The 20,105-nt window shown below is 36.6% G+C and carries 18 protein-coding genes and 1 pseudogene; 10 read left to right on the top strand and 9 right to left on the bottom strand.

The features are described from left to right. Window positions 1-232: 232 nt before the first annotated feature. Window positions 233-823 carry a DUF3800 domain-containing protein gene (locus tag PN450_RS03295; protein WP_271835421.1) on the bottom strand — a complete coding sequence of 197 codons (591 nt, stop codon included), beginning with the start codon at window positions 821-823 and terminating at the stop codon, window positions 233-235. Window positions 824-938: 115 nt separating this feature from the next. Here PN450_RS03295 and PN450_RS03290 point away from each other — a divergent pair. Both PN450_RS03290 and PN450_RS03285 read left to right on the top strand, forming a co-directional pair. Continuing rightward, a pseudogene (locus PN450_RS03290) lies at window positions 939-1,211 on the top strand (GNAT family N-acetyltransferase); the annotation flags it as partial. Between the two features lie 189 nt (window positions 1,212-1,400). Continuing rightward, window positions 1,401-1,907, top strand: coding sequence for a hypothetical protein (locus PN450_RS03285; RefSeq protein WP_148765961.1), 507 nt, complete (start codon window positions 1,401-1,403; stop codon window positions 1,905-1,907). 120 nt (window positions 1,908-2,027) lie between these two features. Here PN450_RS03285 and glmU read toward each other — a convergent pair whose 3' ends face one another. Beyond that, window positions 2,028-3,383: a bifunctional UDP-N-acetylglucosamine diphosphorylase/glucosamine-1-phosphate N-acetyltransferase GlmU gene (gene glmU / locus PN450_RS03280; protein ID WP_271835420.1), complete on the bottom strand. Its 1,356-nt coding sequence runs from the start codon at window positions 3,381-3,383 to the stop codon at window positions 2,028-2,030. A gap of 249 nt (window positions 3,384-3,632) precedes the next feature. Here glmU and PN450_RS03275 point away from each other — a divergent pair, with 249 nt between their 5' ends. Continuing rightward, the gene (locus PN450_RS03275) at window positions 3,633-4,976 is read left to right on the top strand and encodes an AAA-like domain-containing protein (protein WP_148765964.1); all 1,344 of its coding nucleotides are present in this window, start codon (window positions 3,633-3,635) and stop codon (window positions 4,974-4,976) included. Window positions 4,977-5,006: 30 nt separating this feature from the next. On the opposite strand, the gene PN450_RS03270 is transcribed toward PN450_RS03275, so the two are convergent. The 5 genes from PN450_RS03270 to PN450_RS03250 form a co-directional block, all read right to left on the bottom strand. Then, a complete protein-coding gene (locus tag PN450_RS03270; RefSeq protein WP_168694643.1) occupies window positions 5,007-5,435 on the bottom strand; it encodes a DUF6006 family protein in 429 nt (142 codons plus the stop codon). A 44-nt stretch (window positions 5,436-5,479) separates the two neighbouring features. Beyond that, window positions 5,480-6,052 carry a carbohydrate binding domain-containing protein gene (locus tag PN450_RS03265; protein ID WP_148765968.1) on the bottom strand — a complete coding sequence of 191 codons (573 nt, stop codon included), beginning with the start codon at window positions 6,050-6,052 and terminating at the stop codon, window positions 5,480-5,482. Between the two features lie 103 nt (window positions 6,053-6,155). After that, the gene (locus PN450_RS03260; RefSeq protein ID WP_271835419.1) at window positions 6,156-6,704 is read right to left on the bottom strand and encodes an AbfB domain-containing protein; all 549 of its coding nucleotides are present in this window, start codon (window positions 6,702-6,704) and stop codon (window positions 6,156-6,158) included. Between the two features lie 81 nt (window positions 6,705-6,785). After that, entirely contained in the window at window positions 6,786-7,325 is a 540-nt protein-coding gene (locus PN450_RS03255) for a tectonin domain-containing protein (RefSeq protein ID WP_271835418.1), read from the bottom strand. Window positions 7,326-7,486: 161 nt separating this feature from the next. Continuing rightward, window positions 7,487-8,020 (bottom strand): hypothetical protein, encoded by a 534-nt coding sequence (locus PN450_RS03250; RefSeq protein ID WP_271835417.1) that lies wholly within the window; start codon window positions 8,018-8,020, stop codon window positions 7,487-7,489. Between the two features lie 277 nt (window positions 8,021-8,297). Here PN450_RS03250 and PN450_RS03245 point away from each other — a divergent pair, with 277 nt between their 5' ends. Continuing rightward, window positions 8,298-11,777, top strand: a complete 3,480-nt coding sequence (locus tag PN450_RS03245; protein WP_271835416.1) for a WD40 domain-containing protein — start codon at window positions 8,298-8,300, stop codon at window positions 11,775-11,777. Window positions 11,778-11,793: 16 nt separating this feature from the next. Further along, window positions 11,794-12,897, top strand: a complete 1,104-nt coding sequence (locus PN450_RS03240; protein ID WP_271835415.1) for a cellulase family glycosylhydrolase — start codon at window positions 11,794-11,796, stop codon at window positions 12,895-12,897. A 29-nt stretch (window positions 12,898-12,926) separates the two neighbouring features. On the opposite strand, the gene PN450_RS03235 is transcribed toward PN450_RS03240, so the two are convergent. Next, window positions 12,927-13,799 carry a tRNA (5-methylaminomethyl-2-thiouridine)(34)-methyltransferase MnmD gene (locus tag PN450_RS03235; RefSeq protein WP_271835414.1) on the bottom strand — a complete coding sequence of 291 codons (873 nt, stop codon included), beginning with the start codon at window positions 13,797-13,799 and terminating at the stop codon, window positions 12,927-12,929. 108 nt (window positions 13,800-13,907) lie between these two features. Here PN450_RS03235 and PN450_RS23920 point away from each other — a divergent pair, with 108 nt between their 5' ends. The 5 genes from PN450_RS23920 (at window position 13,908) to PN450_RS03215 (ending at window position 18,829) form a co-directional block, all read left to right on the top strand. Continuing rightward, complete coding sequence (locus PN450_RS23920) at window positions 13,908-14,006, top strand: hypothetical protein (protein ID WP_334311476.1); 99 nt, start codon at window positions 13,908-13,910, stop codon at window positions 14,004-14,006. Then, window positions 13,999-14,814: a sulfurtransferase gene (locus PN450_RS03230; RefSeq protein ID WP_271835413.1), complete on the top strand. Its 816-nt coding sequence runs from the start codon at window positions 13,999-14,001 to the stop codon at window positions 14,812-14,814. Before PN450_RS23920 ends, PN450_RS03230 begins: the two co-directional genes overlap by 8 nt. Before the next feature lie 196 nt (window positions 14,815-15,010). Next, complete coding sequence (gor, locus tag PN450_RS03225) at window positions 15,011-16,390, top strand: glutathione-disulfide reductase (RefSeq protein ID WP_213799307.1); 1,380 nt, start codon at window positions 15,011-15,013, stop codon at window positions 16,388-16,390. Window positions 16,391-16,469: 79 nt separating this feature from the next. Then, window positions 16,470-17,456, top strand: coding sequence for a DNA (cytosine-5-)-methyltransferase (gene dcm / locus PN450_RS03220; RefSeq protein WP_271835412.1), 987 nt, complete (start codon window positions 16,470-16,472; stop codon window positions 17,454-17,456). Window positions 17,457-17,689: 233 nt separating this feature from the next. Next, entirely contained in the window at window positions 17,690-18,829 is a 1,140-nt protein-coding gene (locus tag PN450_RS03215) for a histidinol-phosphate transaminase (protein WP_271835411.1), read from the top strand. A 177-nt stretch (window positions 18,830-19,006) separates the two neighbouring features. On the opposite strand, the gene PN450_RS03210 is transcribed toward PN450_RS03215, so the two are convergent. Beyond that, entirely contained in the window at window positions 19,007-19,603 is a 597-nt protein-coding gene (locus tag PN450_RS03210) for a GNAT family N-acetyltransferase (protein ID WP_210422245.1), read from the bottom strand. Window positions 19,604-20,105: the final 502 nt, after the last annotated feature.

Genomic DNA, 20,105 nt, shown 5'->3' with positions numbered 1-20,105 from the left:
CTGCTACTATCCCTAGATGGTCTATGTTCTCAATTTCTATTTCTTGAGATTTTAATTTCACAACAGTTTCCTCTAATACTTCTGTTGTCATCAATTATTTCTTATTTGGTTATCAATTCATTTTTTTCTTTTGTTACCAAGTTTCACTTTATCACACCACGTCCCTTTTAATGCTACTTAATCTCATTAAGCATCTTAATTTTTGAATTGACTTTAGTTATTATGTACTACTTTAAGGGCTTTTTTGATCTGTGACAGTTTGGGGTGCGGAATGTGGGATTAAAAGGTCTGCAAGTTGTAAGATTTCTACTTCGTGAGAATGCACAGTTTGAAGCCGTTCAATTATTTGGCGTGAAAAATCAAGGAGGTTATTAGAAAGTACATCATGTAATTTGGCAACTTTTTTTGCTCCTTGTGTATCTTTAATGTCCAAGTAAATTCTATAATTTGCTTGTGGACTGAGAATTGTCTTGAGCAAAGTAAAATACATTTTATAATACCAATCATCATGAGTCTGATTGTAAACCTCATGTTGTAGTTGGGATTTATCTGCTACAATAAGACCTCGAAAATGCAAATTTTCATTATCAAAGAAATAATCTATTAATTCGAGATAAAACGCTATTTTAGCGGGTGAAACCTTTATCCATTTAATTTCAAATTCTGGTTTTAGATCATGTTTTTTCTTAATTTCCCGGATATGAACTGAAATTTCTCGCGTTTTTTCTAAAGGACACCAAACGGCACCCAGCACCATTATTTGTTGATGATCATTTTCTAGATGGCAGCTTTCATCACAGTAAACGTTAAAAGTTTGGTTCATGTTTTAATTTTCACATTATTAATGCTCTGTAATTTAATAATATATCAACAGGTGCGTGTATCATTCAACAGAGAACTTCGATTAGACCTAAGAAAATGGAATTTGGGTATATTGGTTAATGATGGTGGAAACTCAATTACACGGTTCACGCTCTGCAATTGGGCAAAGATTAGTATATATCCAGTACATTACCTCTGCACCTTGGAATCGTAAAGAAATACAACGTCCACTACGATACAAAGGTGTAGGTACTGCATTATTGAGATATGCAAGACTCAGAAGTGTAGAATTAGGTTATGGTGGGAGAATTGGACTGCATTCACTTCCGACTGCGGAACGATTTTATGAAAACCAAAATATGCTCAATCTTGGTATTGATGAAGAATAAGTAGGTAAACAGAAAAAATTAAAGGTATATGACGAAATGTAAATTCAATGAATGCCTTGCAAATAGGTCGTTTCACGGTTTTCACAAAACTAAACACATATCGTTTTTATTATGTTTATCTACTTACGAGAATCTTACCTACTTTGAATATGGTATGTTACGACTACAATAATGATGAGCGAAATTATTATGAATAATAACCAAAATGTAGCTGAAGCTATTAATTTACTTTTTAACCCAACATCCCTTCAAGAAGCAATTCAAATTGAAGATGAAACCGACTGCGACGTAACAGCAGGATTAGATTGGGGTTTAGCAATTCCCGCTTTATTGCGAAATCCTGGAATGTTTGGAAGAATGACACAGTTGCGCGTATCACTCAACCGAGAACTGCGGTTACTCATAAAAGAATGGAATTTGGGTATAGGGGAAAAAACGGCTTTAGAAGTAGCACAAAAACGCTTGATTCAAAGACTACAATTACCCGAACCTATAGCTTTATCAGCACTGCAAGAAATTTTAAAGCAAGATGAATTATATAATGTTGAAGAATTTATATCTAATCGAGATTTATTAAAGTCGCTTTTAACTATTTTATTATTAGCTAGTGATTGGGAAGAAATAGCTCTAGCTGCTGCAAACTCAGTACGAGAACAGGTAATTTATCAACTAGGAATTAATCAGATTTCTGCATAAAAATGAATTTCTTCCTTTGCGTCTTTGCTCCTTTGCACCTTTGCGCGAAACAAAAACCGTAGTTCATTTATCTAAAAATAGCTATCAAAAGGTGCGTTTCTTAACGCACCCAAAAAAACATTAACTATCAGTTTTCATCTTCCAACCTGGTTTCACAACCTGACGACTGCGTGCAATTACCAAAGAATCATCAGGGACATCTTCCGTCACCGTTGAACCTGCGGCTATATAGACATCACTCCCCACAGTAATAGGTGCAACTAAAACACTATTAGAACCGGTTTTAGTGCGATCGCCTATAATTGTTCTATGCTTCTTCACACCGTCATAATTAGCAGTAATTGTTCCCGCACCTACATTGACCTGAGTTCCCGCCGTAGTATCACCTAAATATGAGAGATGTGATACATTAGTGCGATCGCCTAATTGGGTATTTTTCAACTCCACAAAATTACCAATTCGACAATTAGCACCCACCTTAGCATGACCACGTAAATGGGCATAGGGTCCAATTCGAGTTTGAGATTGAACAATACTATCTGTAACTACAGAATAGAGAACAGTGACATTTTCAGCTAATTCACTATTTTCAATTAAACTCCCCGGACCAATGCGACTACCAGCTTGAATTATCGTTTTTCCGCGCAAATGAGTTTGAGGTTCAATAATCACATCTGGTTGTAATTCTACAGTTTCATCAATAGTAATACTTGCAGGATCAATTAAGGTAACACCTGCTAACAACCATTTTTCCTTAATCCGTCTTTGCAAAATATCGTTAGCTGTTGCTAATTGCAATCTATCATTAATTCCCAAAATTTCTTGGCAATCTTTCACATCTACAGCCATTACCTTACCAACCTGAGTGACAGCATCAGTTAAGTAATATTCTTTTTGGGCATTATTTGCTTCTAATTGAGGTAAAAACTTTGCTAAATCTGGCCAACGGAAACAGTAAATACCAGCATTCACGCGGTCATTTTCTCTTTGGGTAAGAGTGCAATCTTTGTCCTCAACTATTTTTTGGACAATACATTCACTGTTACGAAAAACCCGTCCGTAACCTTGAGGATTTGACAATTGTGCGGTGAGAATAGTACAAGAATTTTGATTTTCTTCGTGAGTTTGTAAGAGGTTGTTTAAAGTTTCCGTCCGTAATAAAGGGACATCACCATTTAAAATCAATAAATCCCCAGTGTAACCTTCTAAATGGGGAAGCAATTGTTGGATAGCATGACCTGTGCCTAATTGTACAGTCTGTTCCACAAACTCCACACCATGAATTGCATTCATAGCCGTTTTTACTTCTTGGGACTGATAGCCAACAATTACTAATCTGCGTGAAGGTAAAAGGGGTTCAGCACTTTCAATAACGCGTTCGACTAAAGATCTACCACCTAAAGAATGTAAAACTTTAGGCAGATTTGATTTCATTCTTGTGCCTTTTCCTGCCGCGAGAATTGCTACAACAACCATAGTTATATATCAGTAAATTTGCGATAAATGCTGTTTTGATTTGCTCCCTTCCAGGTCAAATCATATCAGTTAATCATCTGTAGTGGGAGTCTTCTGGAGATTTTAGATGAAAAAGAACCCATCCCACTGTTAGCGGGATAGTCTCAATTAATGAGAATACCTTAACAAGTAAGCGATGTATCCAAATTTCGATATTTCTTTTTCGGCACAAACTCGATATACTGACTTCAATCGGCATAAATTAAATATATGAACGTTGAAGAAGCATTACAAATTTTAGATACAGTTGTCTTTAATAAAGTTAACAGACACTTGAAAGATGTGGAGATAATTATCCTGAAAGGATCTTGGCAAGGTCTAAATTATGATGAAATTGCCAATAATGAAGGTTATACAGCCAAATATCTCCGCCAAGATGTAGGTTTCAAATTGTGGAAATTACTTTCAGAAGCATTAGGAGAAGAAGTTAATAAAACTAATTTTCGTGCAGCAGTTGAACGTTCGCATCTTAACAATAACAACATTCTACAAACAGAATTACATCAAAATATTTCTAATCCCATCAAAAATGAATTTTTACCAGAATACCCAAAAGGTTCAGTTCCTCTAAATTCTGTATTTTATATTCAACGAAATCTAATAGAAGAACGTTGTTATGATACAATTCTCCAGGCTGGTTCTCTAATTCGGATTAAAGCTCCAAATCAAATGGGTAAAACCTCCCTACTTGATAGAATTATCGCTCACTCAAATCAGCAAGGTTATCACACAGTAAGATTAAATTTTTTACAAGCAGAAACAACCGTTTTTAATGATTTAGATAAATTTTTACGCTGGTTCTGTGCTTATGTTAGTCACAAATTAAAATTACCTTCTTTATTAAATGAATCTTGGGATGAATATAGAGGTAGCATTATTAATTGTACCACATATTTTGAAGATCATATTTTAGACAACATCAATAATAATTTAGTTTTGGCATTAGATGAAGTAGATAAAGTATTTCAATATCCCGAAATTTCCCAAGGTTTTTTTGCCATGTTACGTAGTTGGCATGAAGAAGCTAAAACTGTAGATATTTGGGAAAAATTACGATTAGCTGTAGTCCATTCTACCGAAAATTATGGGTCATTAGATATCAATCAATCCCCCTTTAATGTTGGCTTAGTAGTGGAATTAACAGAATTTACGCAAGAACAAATAAAAGTTTTAGCCCACAATCATCAACTTGATTATAATCAAAATCAATTACAGCAATTAATGTCTCTAGTTGGGGGACATCCATATTTAATTAGATTGGCACTTTATCATCTAGCACTTGGGGATATAACTTTAGAAAATTTATTGCAAAATGCGCCAACAAATGCCGGAATTTACGAAGAACATTTGCGGCGATTTTTGCATACTTTTAAAATTAATCCTCATCTAACTCAGGCATTCCTAGAAGTAGTTACGGCTCAAAAACCTGTAAGCGTAGAAACAATTTCAGCATATCAACTTTACAGCATAGGATTAGTAAAGAGAATAGGAGATAAATTAACACCAAGTTGTCAGTTATATCAACAATATTTTCGAGAACATTTGCAGAATTAAAATCAATATTTGTATTCGTGAAATTTTTTCCTAACGTCTTCTATTTGCACAAGATAAAGGATAACGTTTGCCTCTCCAGGTAGTCCAACCGATAGCCCGACCTGATTTAACATTGTATCTCAAAAACCAGTTATCTTGTTCTTGACCTAAATAACGAATTGAGAGAGATGTTGAATTTGCAGAATGTTTTGCTAGTGACACCCATGCACTACCATTATCACTGAACTGTCCTACAACCTTAACACCTGATGTAGTCCTACAGACATCACCATCACACTGAGTTTGCGGGTCATCAACTACAAGCCACTGCATTTTGGCATTACGACCGTCAATATTACAATCCCATGAGCCAAAATACCACTGAGTGACCACCTGTGAGGCATTAGTTGTACCAAGATTAAATAATAATCCACAGGGAATCAGCATTAAACCTAACAAACACTTTTGGAGTAACTTCATAATTTTGATTGGGGAAGTAAATTGATAAAACCTAATGAAAATTCCTATTGACTAGGACAGTCTGGACTTGGACCCTTTAAAGAAAAACCATCAACTTGCACCCAACTATCTTGTCCTAAAGCCCACAAACCTGTAAAGATGTTATAAGTTGAGGCATTACCAGTTCTAAATTGTAGTGTTAATTTTGTATACTCTGATAAATTAGCAAATTTGAGTTCAGACCAAACTTTTTGTTGACTATCACGCACTCCGAAATATCCATCCGTAACATTGCCTGATGTTCTCACATAAGCTTCCAAAATATAGTTAGAATTTGGTTTGAGACGTACTTGTTGACGAATACCATTCCAACCGGAAACATTCCGCATCCAGGCATTATTTTCACCCTTAAAACTAAATCCTTTCTTAATATCAAAACCTGCACGTCCTTCAGTTTGCCAATAAGAAGATGGCTGTTGCTCAAAATCAAGATTGCTATAAGGTGCTGCACAGGAAGCTTGTGCTTGGTTGATACCAATGTTGGTGAAAAATATTGAACTAACAGCCACAGTGAAAATGTTAGTTAATAAGCCTTTGGTAAGTAAGTTGTGAGTTTGACGTAATTTAATTAATGACATGAAATATCTCCAATATTTTGTAGCAGTGAATATTTTATGAAGGTCAACTCTATTCATTAGATATTAGGAAAAAAAGTAGTTTTGATTGACGAACAAGATTACCCTACCGATAGAGAGGATTGAAAATCCTAAATGACGCATCCTGTGCAAATAAATCGCTACCATCTGAGCGTTCTACCCACAACTCAAAATTCTTGTGTCGGATGTAGTGTCCAGGAAAGTTGAGAGATTCAAATGTCCAACGTTGATCATCACCAAAGACTCCACCTTTAATGCAAAAAGTAGCATCTTCCCTAAAAAGCTGCTGATTGATCATCCTTGACAACTGGAGTCGAAAATTTTCGTGTCTCAAGAAGTGACCTGGAAAGTTTACAGATTCAAATGAAGAGCATTTGCTATTTGCTAATCCCCGAACAATTTTGAAACTTGCGTCTTTTCTTCCGAGTTCGTTATTAATTGGCTCTATGTAGCCCAATAAATTTCGGTGGCGAATATAGCGATCAGGAAAGTTATACGAACGAAAGGACTGAACTTGACCGTACAAACTTTTATATTGGGCATAAACGGAAGATGATGATGTTAGCACAATCCCACAGACTGACAAACTTAAAGTTGAAATACTCAAGAATCTTTTTAGCAGGTTAAATTTCATGATTGCTCCAATTTTCTATTGATTTGAATTATGCTTTGAAGTTTGATATTGGCGATCGCCTTCAGGAGTACGCCGTAGGTATTATGGTGCGCGGAAAATCTCTCCACCGGTGCTAACGACCCAAGGACTACCGCTAGAGTCAACAGCTATCTCTACAGCCGCACCGGGAACTAAATCCCAAGCAGAACCGTTCCAGGAGAAGATTTGATAACCACCACTGCCACCTTTGGCACAACCTAATACCCAAGGACCAGCACCACCAACAGCGATTTTTTTGGCACAACCAGCAACTCGTTGCCATGAATCACCACTTCTTTGGAAAATCTCTCCACCGGTGCTAACAACCCAAGGACTACCGCTAGAGTCAACAGCTATCTCTACAGCCGCACCGGGAACTAAATCCCAAGCAGAACCATTCCAGGAGAAGATTTGATAACCACCACTGCCACCTTTGGCACAACCTAATACCCAAGCACCAGCACCACCAAGGGCGATTTTCTTTGCACAACCGGGAACTCGTTGCCATGTTTGTGCTACAGCAGGCAGAGAAAAAGCAAGATTTGTAAATACTGACAGGGCTGCAAGTGTTGATAATCCCAAACCGAGTTTTTTAACTTTCATAAAATTTCCTTTGTATTTCTATTTGTGAATGTGAGAGCAAACCGTTCGTTACCTAAGATTCTCAAAGGGATATCTGGGAACAGACCTTAGCTGCTCCCAGACATCTCATCTCAGACTACGAAAATGTCTTTGACAGACTACTAGGTGTTGAATAAACACCATTATTGGCATTGACTTGCAGGAAAAACATATCCTTCAACTCTGGCAAAAATGTATCCTGCTTCTTTAGCACTTGCAGCACCTTCGCTAGTTGCAGTTGTGAAATTATCCCCTCTTTGGGCGCTCCAATATAAATTGAGAGGTACTGTTCCTGGCTTTTGCTTACGAAAAATATATCCTTCAACTCGCGCATAACTGTAGCCAGCCTCTACAGCACTTCTAGCACCTACATCAGTTGCAGTATTGAAATTATCCTCTCTTTGGGCGCTCCAATATAGATTAAGAGGTACTGTTCCTGGCTTTTGCTTACGAAAAACACAGGCTTCAGTTCGTGCATAACTGTAGCCAGCTTCTTCTGCACTACGTTTACCATCTGGAGTGGCAGTTACAAAGTTGTCTTCTCTCTGAGGACTCCAGTATAGTTCTAGTGGAACTAAATTTTGATACTCCTGTGCTTTCACTAGGTTAGTGAAGCTAGTAAGTGAAGTAATAACTGCTATTGCTGCGATACTTGCATGATATAAGTTAAATTTCATGATTGCTCCTATTTTCTAATTGTGAGTTTGATGCCAAACTGCTTGTTAACTACCATTGTGTTCGTTAATTTAATTGCTGTCTATACCTAAAAAATCTGTGGTTTAAACTGATGATTTTTGAGAAAATCAGTAAATGTCATAAAAAATCAGGTAAATTCTCAAATAGATGTTTTTTATAAATAAATCCTCTAAGGTATAGTTATTCAATTTAATCAAATTACTTGGCTTTTATGTTTGATTTGAAAAATAATTTCTTCAACTTCAACCCTTAAATAGTATGACAAATTTTAATTACTATAAACTCGGAGGCAGTCTAGAATATCAGCACCCAACTTATGTAGTTAGACAAGCTGATTCTGACCTCTATGAAGGCTTAAAAAACGGAGACTTGTGTTATGTTTTAAACTCGCGGCAGATGGGTAAGTCGAGTTTGCGCGTACATACTATGAAACAGCTTAAAGAAGAAGGAATAAAATGTGCATCAGTTGATTTAACCAGAATTGGTAGTCATGTTACACCTTCCGAATGGTATGGAGGATTTGTTTCTGAGTTGTTGCGGGGTTTTGGTTTATCCAAAAAAGTGAATTTTGGGACTTGGTGGAGAGAACGGGAATTTTTACCACCTAAACAACGATTAAGTGAATTAATTGATGATGTACTATTAACAGAATTTCCTGGGAAAATTATTATTTTCATTGATGAAGTTGACAGTATTTTAAGAATAAATTTTAAAGATGATTTTTTTGCCTTTATTCGTGCTTGTTATAATCAACGGGCAGATAATCCCGAATATCAACGGCTCACCTTTTGTTTATTAGGAGTAGCAACTCCCTCTAATTTAATTGCTGATAAAAATCGCACACCTTTTAATATTGGTAGAGCTATCGAATTAAATGGATTTCAATTAAATGAAGTAGAATCTTTAATGCAAGGTTTAGAGGATATAGTTCCTAAACCACAGGCAATATTAGCAGAGGTGTTAAAGTGGACTGGAGGACAACCATTTTTAACCCAAAAACTTTGTCAATTAATTTGTATTTCTAATAACTTATTTCCAGAGTTTCAGGAAAAAGAATATGTAGAAAAATTAGTCCAAACACAAATTATCGAAAATTGGGAAGCACAAGATGAACCAGAACATTTAAAAACTATCAGAGATCGAATTTTACAAAGTTCAGAAAATCAAACTGGACGATTATTAGGACTATATCAGCAAATATTAAATAATGGAGAAATAATTGCCGATGATAGTCCCGAACAAACTCAATTACGATTAACAGGATTAATTGTTAAACAACAGGGAAAACTAAGAATTTATAATTGTATTTATGCAGAAATTTTTAATCAAAAATGGCTCGATAAAGTATTAGCAAATATTCGACCTTACTCTCAAAATTTAAATATTTGGCTAAGTTCCAATTTAAAAGATGAGTCGCGTTTATTACGTGGTCAAAGTTTGCAAGATGCTCGTAATTGGGCAGCAGATAAAGGTTTAAGCGATTTAGATCGTAAATTTTTAGATGCTAGTCAGGAATTAGAAAAGCGAGATATTCAGAAAAAATTGCAGATAGAAGCAGAAGCATCTGGGATTTTAGCAACAGCAAATGATGTTTTATTGGTAGCTAATCAAAAAGCTAAAAAACGGATTCAGACAGGAGGAGGAATATTAGCAATTACCATAGTTACAGCGGTAGTTACTGGAATATTAGCAAATACAATGATTAAGGATATACAAATAGAAAAAATCAAATCTTTGAGTATATCTTCCTATGCTTTATTAAACTCAAATAGAGAACTTGATGCTTTGATTGCAGCCATAAAAGCAGCTAGGCAATTAAAATTAGTAACTTGGGCAGATACTAACACTAAAGAATCGGTAAAATTAGCATTACAAAGAGCAGTTTATCAAGTCAGAGAACAAAATCATTTAGAAGGACATAATGATGCTGTCAGAAGTGTAACTTTTAGCCCAAATGGAAAAATAATTGCTACCGCTAGTGAAGATAATACAGTTAGAGTATGGAATATAAATGGCAAAGAAATCAGGAGATTTATTGGTAATAATCAAATTTTTAGAAATGTTAAATTTAGTCCAGATAATAAAATTATTGCCGCTATAAGTGCAGATAATACTATCAAAACATGGAAAATAAATGGAGAAGAATTAATCACTTTAAAAGGGCAAGATAACCAAGATAATTTCATGAATAGTCTTTGTTTTATTCCTGATAGTAAAATTATTGCTGCTCCTAATCAAGATAATACCATTCAACTTTGGAGTATTGATGGACAAAAAATTAAAACTCTCAAAGGTCATAAATTTCCTATTTGGAGCATCAGTTGTAGTCCTGATGGCAAAAACATCATTACGGCTGATTTAGGGGGATTTATAATTATTTGGAGTGCAAATGGAGAAAAAATTAAAACCTGGAAAGCAGGTAATCAATCTATTTTTGATGTTAGTTTTAGTCCTGACGGAAAAACCATAGTTACTGCGGGAGGAGACACTACTATTAAACTTTGGAATTTAGATGGAAAAGAACTCAAAACTATTGGCAAACATGATAATTATGTTACTAGTGTTAGCTTTAGCTCCGATGGTCAGACGATCATTTCTGGTAGTGCTGACAACACAGTTAAATTGTGGAGTATTGAAGGTAAAGAATTGAAAACTCTCAAAGGGCATAATAATTCTGTTTTTAGTGTGAGTTTTAATCCCGATCATAAAATTATTGCCTCTGCGAGCGCTGACAATACAGTTAAACTTTGGAATCTTGATCAAGAACCCAAAACTTTCATTGGACATACTGACTCTCTTTGGGCTGTTAATTTTAGTCCTAATGGTAAAATCATTGCTTCAGCAGGAGATGATAAAACTATTCAACTTTGGAGTATTGATGGTCAAAAAATTAAATCTATTAGTCCTAACAGTAATCTTGATTGGAATCGGATTTGGAACATTACCTTTAGCCCCGATGGTAATACAATTGCTACTGTAGGTTTTGATCAAATGGTTAAGATTTGGAGTCTTGATGGTCAAAATATTAAAACTTTTCAAGGACATAGTGATCAAGTTATTGATGTCAGCTTTAGTCCTAATGGTAAAATTCTGGCAACTGCTAGTTATGATGGTACAGTCAAACTATGGAATATAAATAATCAAGAATTGAGAACTTTGATAGGAAATGGTGGTAAGGTTCGCAGTGTTAATTTTAGTCCTAATGGTATGATGATTGTTTCTGGTCATCATGACAGTACAATAAAACTTTGGAATTTAGAGGGAAAAAATCTGAAAACTTTCAAAGGGCATAATAGTTATATCACTAATGTTCGTTTCAGTCCTGATGGTAAAATAATTGCCTCTAGTAGTCAGGATAAAACGATTAAACTCTGGAGTTTAGAAGGTCAGGAAATCAAAACTTTTAAAGGTCATACTGCGGGAGTTATTAAATTTAGCTTTAGTCCTGACAGTAAAATTCTAGCTTCTGGTAGTTCTGATGGCACAATCCGACTTTGGAATGTGGAAAATGGTCAGGAAATCAAAACTATTGAAGGACATGGTTATGCTTTTTTGAATGTTAGCTTCAGTCCTGATGGCAAAAAAATTGCTGCGGTAAGTGATGATGGACTTGTGGAAATCTGGAATGCCGAAACTCTCGATTTTGATCATCTAATTGATCGAGGTTGTAACTGGTTAGATAATTATCTCAAAAACAATTCCCAGGTGAGCAACACTGATAAAAATATTTGCAATTAAAAACAAGGATTTATTTATGAATCGTCGTCAATTTTTAACTTGGTTTGGAGTTAGCTTTGCTGCTAATTTATTGTTTTCTTATGAAGCTGTTGCTAAGTTGGTTAATTTCAAAAAAAAACGTCAAAAAATTAATCGCAGCACTCCTCAAAGAACTACTTTTTATATTCAGGGTAGAAACCTATATGATCAGCTTGGCAACAAAGTCATTCTGCGCGGAGTTAACAAAATGTCGGTATGGGATGGAGAAGATCCCACTGGCAGTATTTCCTTCCCAGAAATTCGCAAAACGGGGGCAAATACAGTCAGAATTGTTTGGGCTATCACAACTCAACAAGGGACAACAGATATTAATGTCCTGGATCAACTGATTAACAATGCCATAAATAATCAACTTATTCCCATGATTGAGTTACATGATGCCACAGGAGAATGGAATCGTCTTCAGACATTAGTTGATTACTGGGTTCAGCCTAATGTTGTCAATTTAATCCAGAAATATCAACAATATCTATTAGTTAATATTGCCAATGAAGCTGGAAATGATCAGGTAAATGAAGCTCAATTTATTGATGGTTATACAGCAGCTATTCAATCTATGCGAGCCGCAGGAATTCGTACTCCTTTAGTAATAGATGCTCCCGACTGGGGTAAAAATCTCGGAATTCTCGATGCTACTGCATCTACTCTACTCAAAACTGACCCAGATAACAATTTGCTGTTTTCAGTTCATCTTTATTGGGGTATATCTAATGGTGCTGATGCTAACTTTGTGCGATCGCAGTTGCAAAAGTCAGTTAATCTAGGTTATCCCCTCATTGTCGGCGAGTTCTCCAAATTTGGAGCTTATGCTGGTGAAAATAAAAGTGGATGTAGTTCAGATGGAGAAATTGACTACAAAACCATCTTAGAAGAATGTCACAAACACGAAATTGGCTGGTACGCCTGGGAATGGGGGCCTGGCAACGGTTATAATGATCCTCTTTGTGCTACTATGGACATGACTCCTGATCGTTTGTTCCAGAATCTCAAGCCAGGATGGGCAACTGAAGTAGCAATTTCCAGCCCTTATAGTATCAAAAATACCTCTGTTACACCTGCAATGATGACTTCCAGGATTTAGGCCGATTCCCAGCAGAGTGTCTTCAATCCCTATCTTCGCCATCTTTTGCGCCATTGTGAACTTGATTCCAAAGTAGAGACTTGAATTTCTTCTTGTCGTCTTTTGAGTATCATTTCAGCAGTATCACTTAAACTAGGATCTCGATAAGGAATAGCAGCACGAGTTCGTAAATGTTCTGCTTCAGCTTGGGAAAGAGGCGGTAAAGAGGATATAGTTGATTCCTCACCATGTTTGGGATGTCCAGCAATAGTCCCTGGAGTCCGTCTTCCTATCGGTGGAGTAGAACTGACAACCAAACCCGCAGCTAACAATGCAGTCCTTACAGCCGCAGCACAGGAATAAGTAGCCAGCAACCCATTTGGGTGTAAACACTTTGATACTTTTTGGATAAATTCCACTGTCCATAATTGTGGACATTGCGGAGGTGAAAAGGGATCAAGAAAAATTGCATCTGCTTGAAAGCCCGATTCATGTACTTGGAGAATTAAGTTTCTAGCATCACCAATTAGTAAAGTAGCTTGCAAATAATCTATGTGGATTTGATGTGCAAACGCTATTTGAGTTAAAATTTTTATATATTTGTCGTCCCAACCATTGAATAACTGATGGTTAATTGCCGCCTGGGGGACAATGGGATTTAGTTCTAAGCCAATCACTTCCACACGGCAACGAGGATTTACTTGCCAAATTGTCTGTAAAGCTGCTGCTGTATTGTATCCTAGACCATAACAAACATCTAGCAGCCGCACAAATCCCGTTTCGGCTAATATTGGTAATCGAGTCGGAACAGCAAACTTCAAGAAACTCTCTTGTTTTGCTCCATAGTGACTATGAAAGGCTTCATTAAACTCTGTGGAAAAAAAGGTAAAAGAACCATCTTGCGTTTGTTGGGGTGTAAACATTTTAGGAGTTTAGGAGTTCAGGAGTTCAGGAGTTCAGGAGTTCAGGAGTTCAGGAGTTCAGGAGTTCAGGAGTTCAGGAGGAAGAAGAAAGAAGAATAGTTTTCACCAATTACCAATTACCAATTACCAATTACCAATTACCAATTACCAATCACCAATTACCAATTACCAATTACCAATTACCAATTACCAATTACCCATGAATAATCAATTTATTGTTTCTCCACAATGGCTGTTGGAAAATCTCAATAATTCTCAAGTTGTGATTGTTGATTGTCGGTTTTCTTTAGCTGATGCCGAATTAGGAAAAAAACAGTATCAAGCTAATCATATCCCAGGCTCTTATTATTTAGACTTAAATCAAGATTTATCTAGTCCTGTACAAGAACATGGGGGCAGGCATCCTTTACCAAATACCACAGAGTTAGCCGAAAAATTATCAGCAATTGGGGTAAATTCTCAAAAAACTTTAGTAGTAGCTTATGATGATTCTCGCTTGGCTTTTGCATCTCGTTTATGGTGGTTATTGCGGTATTTAGGACATGAACAAGTAGCTGTTTTAGATGGTGGCTTTGACCGTTGGCAAAAAGCAGGTTATACTGTTACAGATATAATTCCTACTGCTGCAAGAGGAATATTTATTCCCCAAATCCAAAAGGATAAAGTTGTAGATTTTACTTATGTAAAAAATCACAAAGATAGTCTAGATGTAGTTTTAGTAGACTCCAGAGAAGGAGAACGCTATCGTGGAGAAAAAGAACCAATTGATAAAATTGCTGGACATATTCCCGGTGCTGTTAATTATCCTTGGCAAGAAATAACTGATACTTTTGGTTGCCTACTTCCTCCGTCAGGACAATCTCAACACTGGCAAAATATAGATACAAATAAAGAAATTTTAGTTTATTGTGGTTCTGGTGTGACGGCTTGTGTAAATTTACTTTCTTTAGCTATAGCTGGAATTCCCACCGCTAAACTTTACGCTGGTAGTTGGAGTGATTGGATTAGTTATTAGTCAGTTGTCAGTTGTCAGTTGTTAGTAGGGGCGAAGCATTTGGAAGATAAATTATCGGTCATTGCCAAAAATAGTTCTCCAAATGCTTCGCCCGTACAGTTGTTAGTTATCAGTTGTTAGTTACGTTAGATTAAATCTAGGCAACTTGACTATATATAGTTGAATAGCCTATTTTTAGTGAAAAAAGTAGAAATTTATGACTTTTGATTACGACCTGTTTGTGATTGGTGCTGGTTCTGGGGGTTTGGCTGCTTCTAAACGGGCGGCTAGTTATGGTGCAAAAGTGGCGATCGCCGAATATGATTTAGTTGGTGGTACTTGCGTAATTCGCGGTTGTGTCCCCAAAAAACTCATGGTTTATGGTTCTCACTTTCGGGCTCAATTCCAAGAAGCCGCAGGTTATGGTTGGACAGTGGGAGACGTAAAATTTGACTGGGAACATTTTATTACATCCATAGATAACGAAGTTAACAGACTTTCCAAACTTCACATCAGCTTTTTAGAAAAAGCCGGAGTAGAACTAATTTCCGGTCGTGCTAGTTTTGTAGACCCCCACACAGTCGAAGTGAATGGTAAACAATATACAGCCGCGAAAATTTTAATTGCTGTCGGTGGTCGTCCCATTAAACCAGAGATTCCGGGTATAGAACACGGTATTACCTCCAATGAAATCTTTCACCTGAAAACCCAACCCAAACATATCGCTATCATTGGTTCTGGTTATATTGGTAGTGAATTTGCTTGTATCATGGGCGGTTTAGGTTCAGAAGTCACGCAAATTATCCGCAAAGAGCAAATTTTGAACGGTTTTGACCAAGATATCCGCACCAGTATCCAAGAAGGAATGACGAATCATGGTATTCGTATTATCCAAAATACTGAAGTGACAGCAATAGAAAAAGTAGACGCAGGACTGAAATTAACCTTATCGGGAGAAAACCAAGAACCAATCATTGCTGATGTATTTTTAGTAGCCACCGGTCGCAGTCCCAACATAGAGGGGTTAGGCTTAGAAAATGCCCAACTTGACTGTGTTCCCAGTTCTGAAGAAGAACCAGGATACAGCACCTCAAATGCAATTTCCGTCAATGAATATAGTCAAACTTGCCAACCCCATATTTATGCTGTTGGTGATGTCACAGACCGCTTAAATTTAACACCCGTGGCTATTGGTGAAGGACGTGCTTTTGCTGACAGCGAATTTGGCAACAATCGCCGCGAATTCAGTCACAAAACCGTAGCTACTGCCGTATTTACTACCCCAGAAGCGGCTACAGTGGGTTTGACAGAAGCCCAAGCTAGGGACAAATTCGGTGATGATAATATCAAAATTTATCGAACTAGCTTCCGCCCCATGTACTACACTTTACCGGGTAAGCAAGAAAAAACCATGATGAAGTTGATAGTAGATACTAACACTGATAAGATTTTAGGCGCTCACATGGTGGGAGATAGTGCCGCAGAAATTATTCAAGGTGTCGCTATTGCGGTGAAAATGGGGGCAACTAAAGCTGATTTTGATGCCACTGTAGGTATTCATCCCTCAGCAGCAGAGGAATTTGTCACCATGCGATAATTGTATTTGGTAGGGGTTTAGCAGTGCTAAACCCCTAAAATTGTGATAGGTTTAGTTTGCATATATTTCATCAAAGTGAATGATCAAGTTTATAGACTTATTTAGTGGTACAGGTGGATTTAGATTAGCAATTGAAAGGATTTGTCATAATTATAAAATTCCATGCCAATGCGTTTTTTCTAGTGACATTGATATAAATGCCCAAAAAATATATTTAGAAAATTTTGGAGAAACACCCATAGGAGATATTACAAAAATTAATGAAAATGATATTCCTGACCATGATATATTATTAGGTGGTTTTCCTTGTCAACCTTTTAGCATTTGTGGAGAACTGAAAGGATTTGAAGATACTAGAGGAACATTATTTTTTGATATTGCCAGAATTATTAAAAATAAACAACCTTCAGCTTTTATATTAGAAAATGTCAAACAACTAAAAGGACATCAACAAGGGCAAACATTACAAATAATTATTAATACATTAAAAGGTTTAGGATATTATACAGATTATCAAATTCTTAATGCTCTTAATTTTGGTTTACCACAAAAACGAGAAAGGATTTTGATAGTCGGATTAAAAAATCAAACTCATCATCATAATTTTAATTGGCCATTAATCAAAATGCCTATGCAGCCTTTATCAGAAATATTAGAAAAATCTGTTTCTGACTTTTATTACGCTTCGGACAAAATTAGACAAAATCGTTTAGAAAAAGTCAAGCTTAATCAAAAATATGATCAACCAACAATATGGCATGAAAATAAATCTGGTAATATCAGTGTATATCCTTATTCCTGTGCATTGAGAGCAGGAGCATCTTATAATTATTTATTAGTCAATGGAGAAAGAAGATTAACAGAAAGAGAAATGTTAAGATTGCAAGGTTTTCCAGAATCTTATAAAATAGTAGGAAGTTATCAAACCATGCGAAAATTAACTGGTAATGCCATCGCTATTCCTTGTGTTGCTACTGTGATTGATTCTGTAATTAATGCAATATTAGTAAATCTGAATGTTAAAAAAATTTCTCGTTCCTCGTTCCCATACTCTGTATGGGAATGAATTATAGAAGGCTCTGCCTTCATTTTCTCGTTCCCATACTCTGTATGGGAATGAATTATATTTCTCGTTTTCTCGTTCCCATACTCTGTATGGGAATGAATTATAGAAGGCTCTGCCTTCATTTTCCATAACAGTAGAGGCAGAGCCTCTGTGATAGTATTCCCAGTCAGAGACTGGGAACAAGGTATATAATCACCAATCACCAATCACCAATCACCAATCACCAATAACAAATGCTTAAATTTATCCGTTCCGATTTATCCAAACTTAACGCTTATAAAGCTCATCCTGGTAGTGATAATGCCGAACCAGTCGCTATTCAATTTGACCGATTAGATACTAATGAAAGTCCCTTAGATTTACCACCAGAAATCAAAGAAAAATTAGCTTGGACTTATCAAAAACTTATTGAAACTAATCGTTATCCTGATGGTGGCCATGAAACTTTAAAAAATGCCATTTCCCAATATGTCAACGAATCGGCAAATCTGGCAAATTCAACTTTCACCGCTGATAATATTTCCGTTGGTAATGGTTCAGATGAATTAATTAGATCCCTATTAATTGCCACCTGTTTAGGAGGAGAAGGTGCTATATTAGTTGCCAATCCTACCTTTTCCATGTATGGAATTTTGGCGCAGACTTTGGGCATTCCTGTGGTTACAGTCGGGAGAAATCAAAGCAATTTTGAAACTGATTTAGAAGCAGCTAAATCTGCCATTGCCCAAACACAAAATCCCCCTATTCGCGTCGTTTTTGTCGTTCACCCCAATTCCCCCACAGCTAATTGTTTAACAACAGCAGAACTAGAATGGTTAAAAAGTTTACCAGAAGAAATTTTAGTAGTTATTGATGAAGCTTACTTTGAATTTAGTCAAACTACTTTAGCTGCGGAATTATTACAACATCCTAATTGGATAATATTACGGACTTTTTCCAAAGCCTTTCGTCTTGCCGCCATGCGTGTAGGTTATTGTATCGCACATCCAGAGGCGATCGCTATTTTAGAAAAAGTCCGTCTTCCTTACAATCTTCCCAGCTTTTCCATCGCTGCTGCCCTCATAGCTTTAGAAAATCGGCAACTTTTACTAGAGTCAATTCCCCAAACCCTGAGTGAAAGAACCAAAATGATCACAGCTTTATCAACACACCCGAATCTAGAAATTACACCCAGCACCACCAACTTTATTTACTTGCGTGTTAAAACTGATGATGCTCACTCACTAATTACAATTTTAACAAATCTCAACCAAAAACTCAGAAGTCAGGGGACTCTGATTAGACTTCTACCCAATGGCTTACGAATCACTATCGGCACACCAGCAGAAAACACGCGCACAATAGAGCGAATACAAATCGCTTTACATGAATAGGGAATAATTATTATCCATTAATTATCAAGATCAATACCTATACTGCGGACTATTGTTGCAGTTTGTATTAACACACCAACCAACATAGCAAAAGCTTCATCTGGGATATTAGCAACTATTTCTGCGGGGAAAAAAAATTCAAACTGATCAATACAAAAACTGACTCAGTGACTCCTGCTATATTCGTTTATGTAGTAATATCTGACGTGAGCGACTGAGAAAAAGTGTATTCCAAGGGGATTCAACTTTATATACCCGATATGCCAACTTAAAATAAAGCTGACGGGCTTGATGATTGTTTTCCAAAACATGGAGATACAAGTCTTGAAATCCCCATTCTTGGGAGATTTGCTCACAGCGAATCAGTAAACTAGCACCTACACCCAATCTGCGGTAACTGGGGTGAACAGCTAAATTAGATAGATAAGGGAAACCTGGATTTATACTAGTCCAAGCATCAGTAATCCTGACACCCATTTCTATAGTTCCCATAATTTTCTGATCTTCACTGGCAGCATCAACAGCAACCAAACAAATATGATGGCTTGTGGGAGACTGAAGACGATGCCTTAGATCTTCATAAATACCCATACGAAACAAAGCGAAAGTCCAACCCCATAAACCCTGCTGAGAGTGAAAGCTTTCCGCCACAATTTGAGCAATATTCATGAGATCATCAGGTGTAGCTACACGAATTTGGAGTTGTCCAACAGGTAGAGTAGCGGTTTCTGATCTGGCTTGGGGTTGGGTAGGGTTAAAAAACCAGGATTTCAAAGCTAGTTGGGGATTAATTTGATTAATAGCAGGGGACAGAAAGATTGAAAGTGTTTTGGGGACTCACTTTTTTGATGACTGTCCGTTCTCACCTACCTGGCAACAGCTATAACAGGATATTTTCCTAGTACCTTTGCCAATTATAACTAAATGGTATCTTAAAGAAAACAATTAGTTAATCATTATGTAGTTAGAGTAACTTATCATCAAGGTGGTAAAACCGATCTAACCGAAATATCTGAGCGGATTCGAGCTAAAAAATTTCCCTACTTGGGAACTAAAGAAGCTGGTGGGATAGGTACTGAGTAATGGATAATAGAATCATAACCTAGAATAATACTCAATCCTGGGGGACATTTTACCTAAGAGGATGTTTGAAAAGTGGTATTCCGTAATTTTCATCACATTGCTACCCCCCTTTCCCCTTGTAAAGGGGGGAAACAATAAAAATCCAGTTCCCTCCCCTTTACAAGGGGAGGGTTAGGGTGGGGTAAAAAATATT

The organism is Dolichospermum lemmermannii CS-548, from assembly GCF_028330815.1.
GTDB lineage: Bacteria > Cyanobacteriota > Cyanobacteriia > Cyanobacteriales > Nostocaceae > Dolichospermum > Dolichospermum lemmermannii.
This window is presented reverse-complemented; position numbering and strand designations above follow the sequence as displayed.

What these genes read in the sequence shown, in the direction of transcription:
- glmU (WP_271835420.1), bottom strand. Translation starts at nt 3,383, where the DNA reads ATGGTTGTTGTAGCAATTCTCGCGGCAGGAAAAGGCACAAGAATGAAA.
- PN450_RS03215 (WP_271835411.1), top strand. Translation starts at nt 17,690, where the DNA reads ATGCTTAAATTTATCCGTTCCGATTTATCCAAACTTAACGCTTATAAA.
- dcm (WP_271835412.1), top strand. Translation starts at nt 16,470, where the DNA reads ATGATCAAGTTTATAGACTTATTTAGTGGTACAGGTGGATTTAGATTA.
- PN450_RS03285 (WP_148765961.1), top strand. Translation starts at nt 1,401, where the DNA reads ATGAATAATAACCAAAATGTAGCTGAAGCTATTAATTTACTTTTTAAC.
- PN450_RS03235 (WP_271835414.1), bottom strand. Translation starts at nt 13,799, where the DNA reads ATGTTTACACCCCAACAAACGCAAGATGGTTCTTTTACCTTTTTTTCC.
- PN450_RS03245 (WP_271835416.1), top strand. Translation starts at nt 8,298, where the DNA reads ATGACAAATTTTAATTACTATAAACTCGGAGGCAGTCTAGAATATCAG.
- PN450_RS03230 (WP_271835413.1), top strand. Translation starts at nt 13,999, where the DNA reads ATGAATAATCAATTTATTGTTTCTCCACAATGGCTGTTGGAAAATCTC.
- PN450_RS03265 (WP_148765968.1), bottom strand. Translation starts at nt 6,052, where the DNA reads ATGTCATTAATTAAATTACGTCAAACTCACAACTTACTTACCAAAGGC.
- PN450_RS03295 (WP_271835421.1), bottom strand. Translation starts at nt 823, where the DNA reads ATGAACCAAACTTTTAACGTTTACTGTGATGAAAGCTGCCATCTAGAA.
- gor (WP_213799307.1), top strand. Translation starts at nt 15,011, where the DNA reads ATGACTTTTGATTACGACCTGTTTGTGATTGGTGCTGGTTCTGGGGGT.
- PN450_RS03255 (WP_271835418.1), bottom strand. Translation starts at nt 7,325, where the DNA reads ATGAAAGTTAAAAAACTCGGTTTGGGATTATCAACACTTGCAGCCCTG.
- PN450_RS03250 (WP_271835417.1), bottom strand. Translation starts at nt 8,020, where the DNA reads ATGAAATTTAACTTATATCATGCAAGTATCGCAGCAATAGCAGTTATT.
- PN450_RS03270 (WP_168694643.1), bottom strand. Translation starts at nt 5,435, where the DNA reads ATGAAGTTACTCCAAAAGTGTTTGTTAGGTTTAATGCTGATTCCCTGT.
- PN450_RS03240 (WP_271835415.1), top strand. Translation starts at nt 11,794, where the DNA reads ATGAATCGTCGTCAATTTTTAACTTGGTTTGGAGTTAGCTTTGCTGCT.
- PN450_RS03275 (WP_148765964.1), top strand. Translation starts at nt 3,633, where the DNA reads ATGAACGTTGAAGAAGCATTACAAATTTTAGATACAGTTGTCTTTAAT.
- PN450_RS03260 (WP_271835419.1), bottom strand. Translation starts at nt 6,704, where the DNA reads ATGAAATTTAACCTGCTAAAAAGATTCTTGAGTATTTCAACTTTAAGT.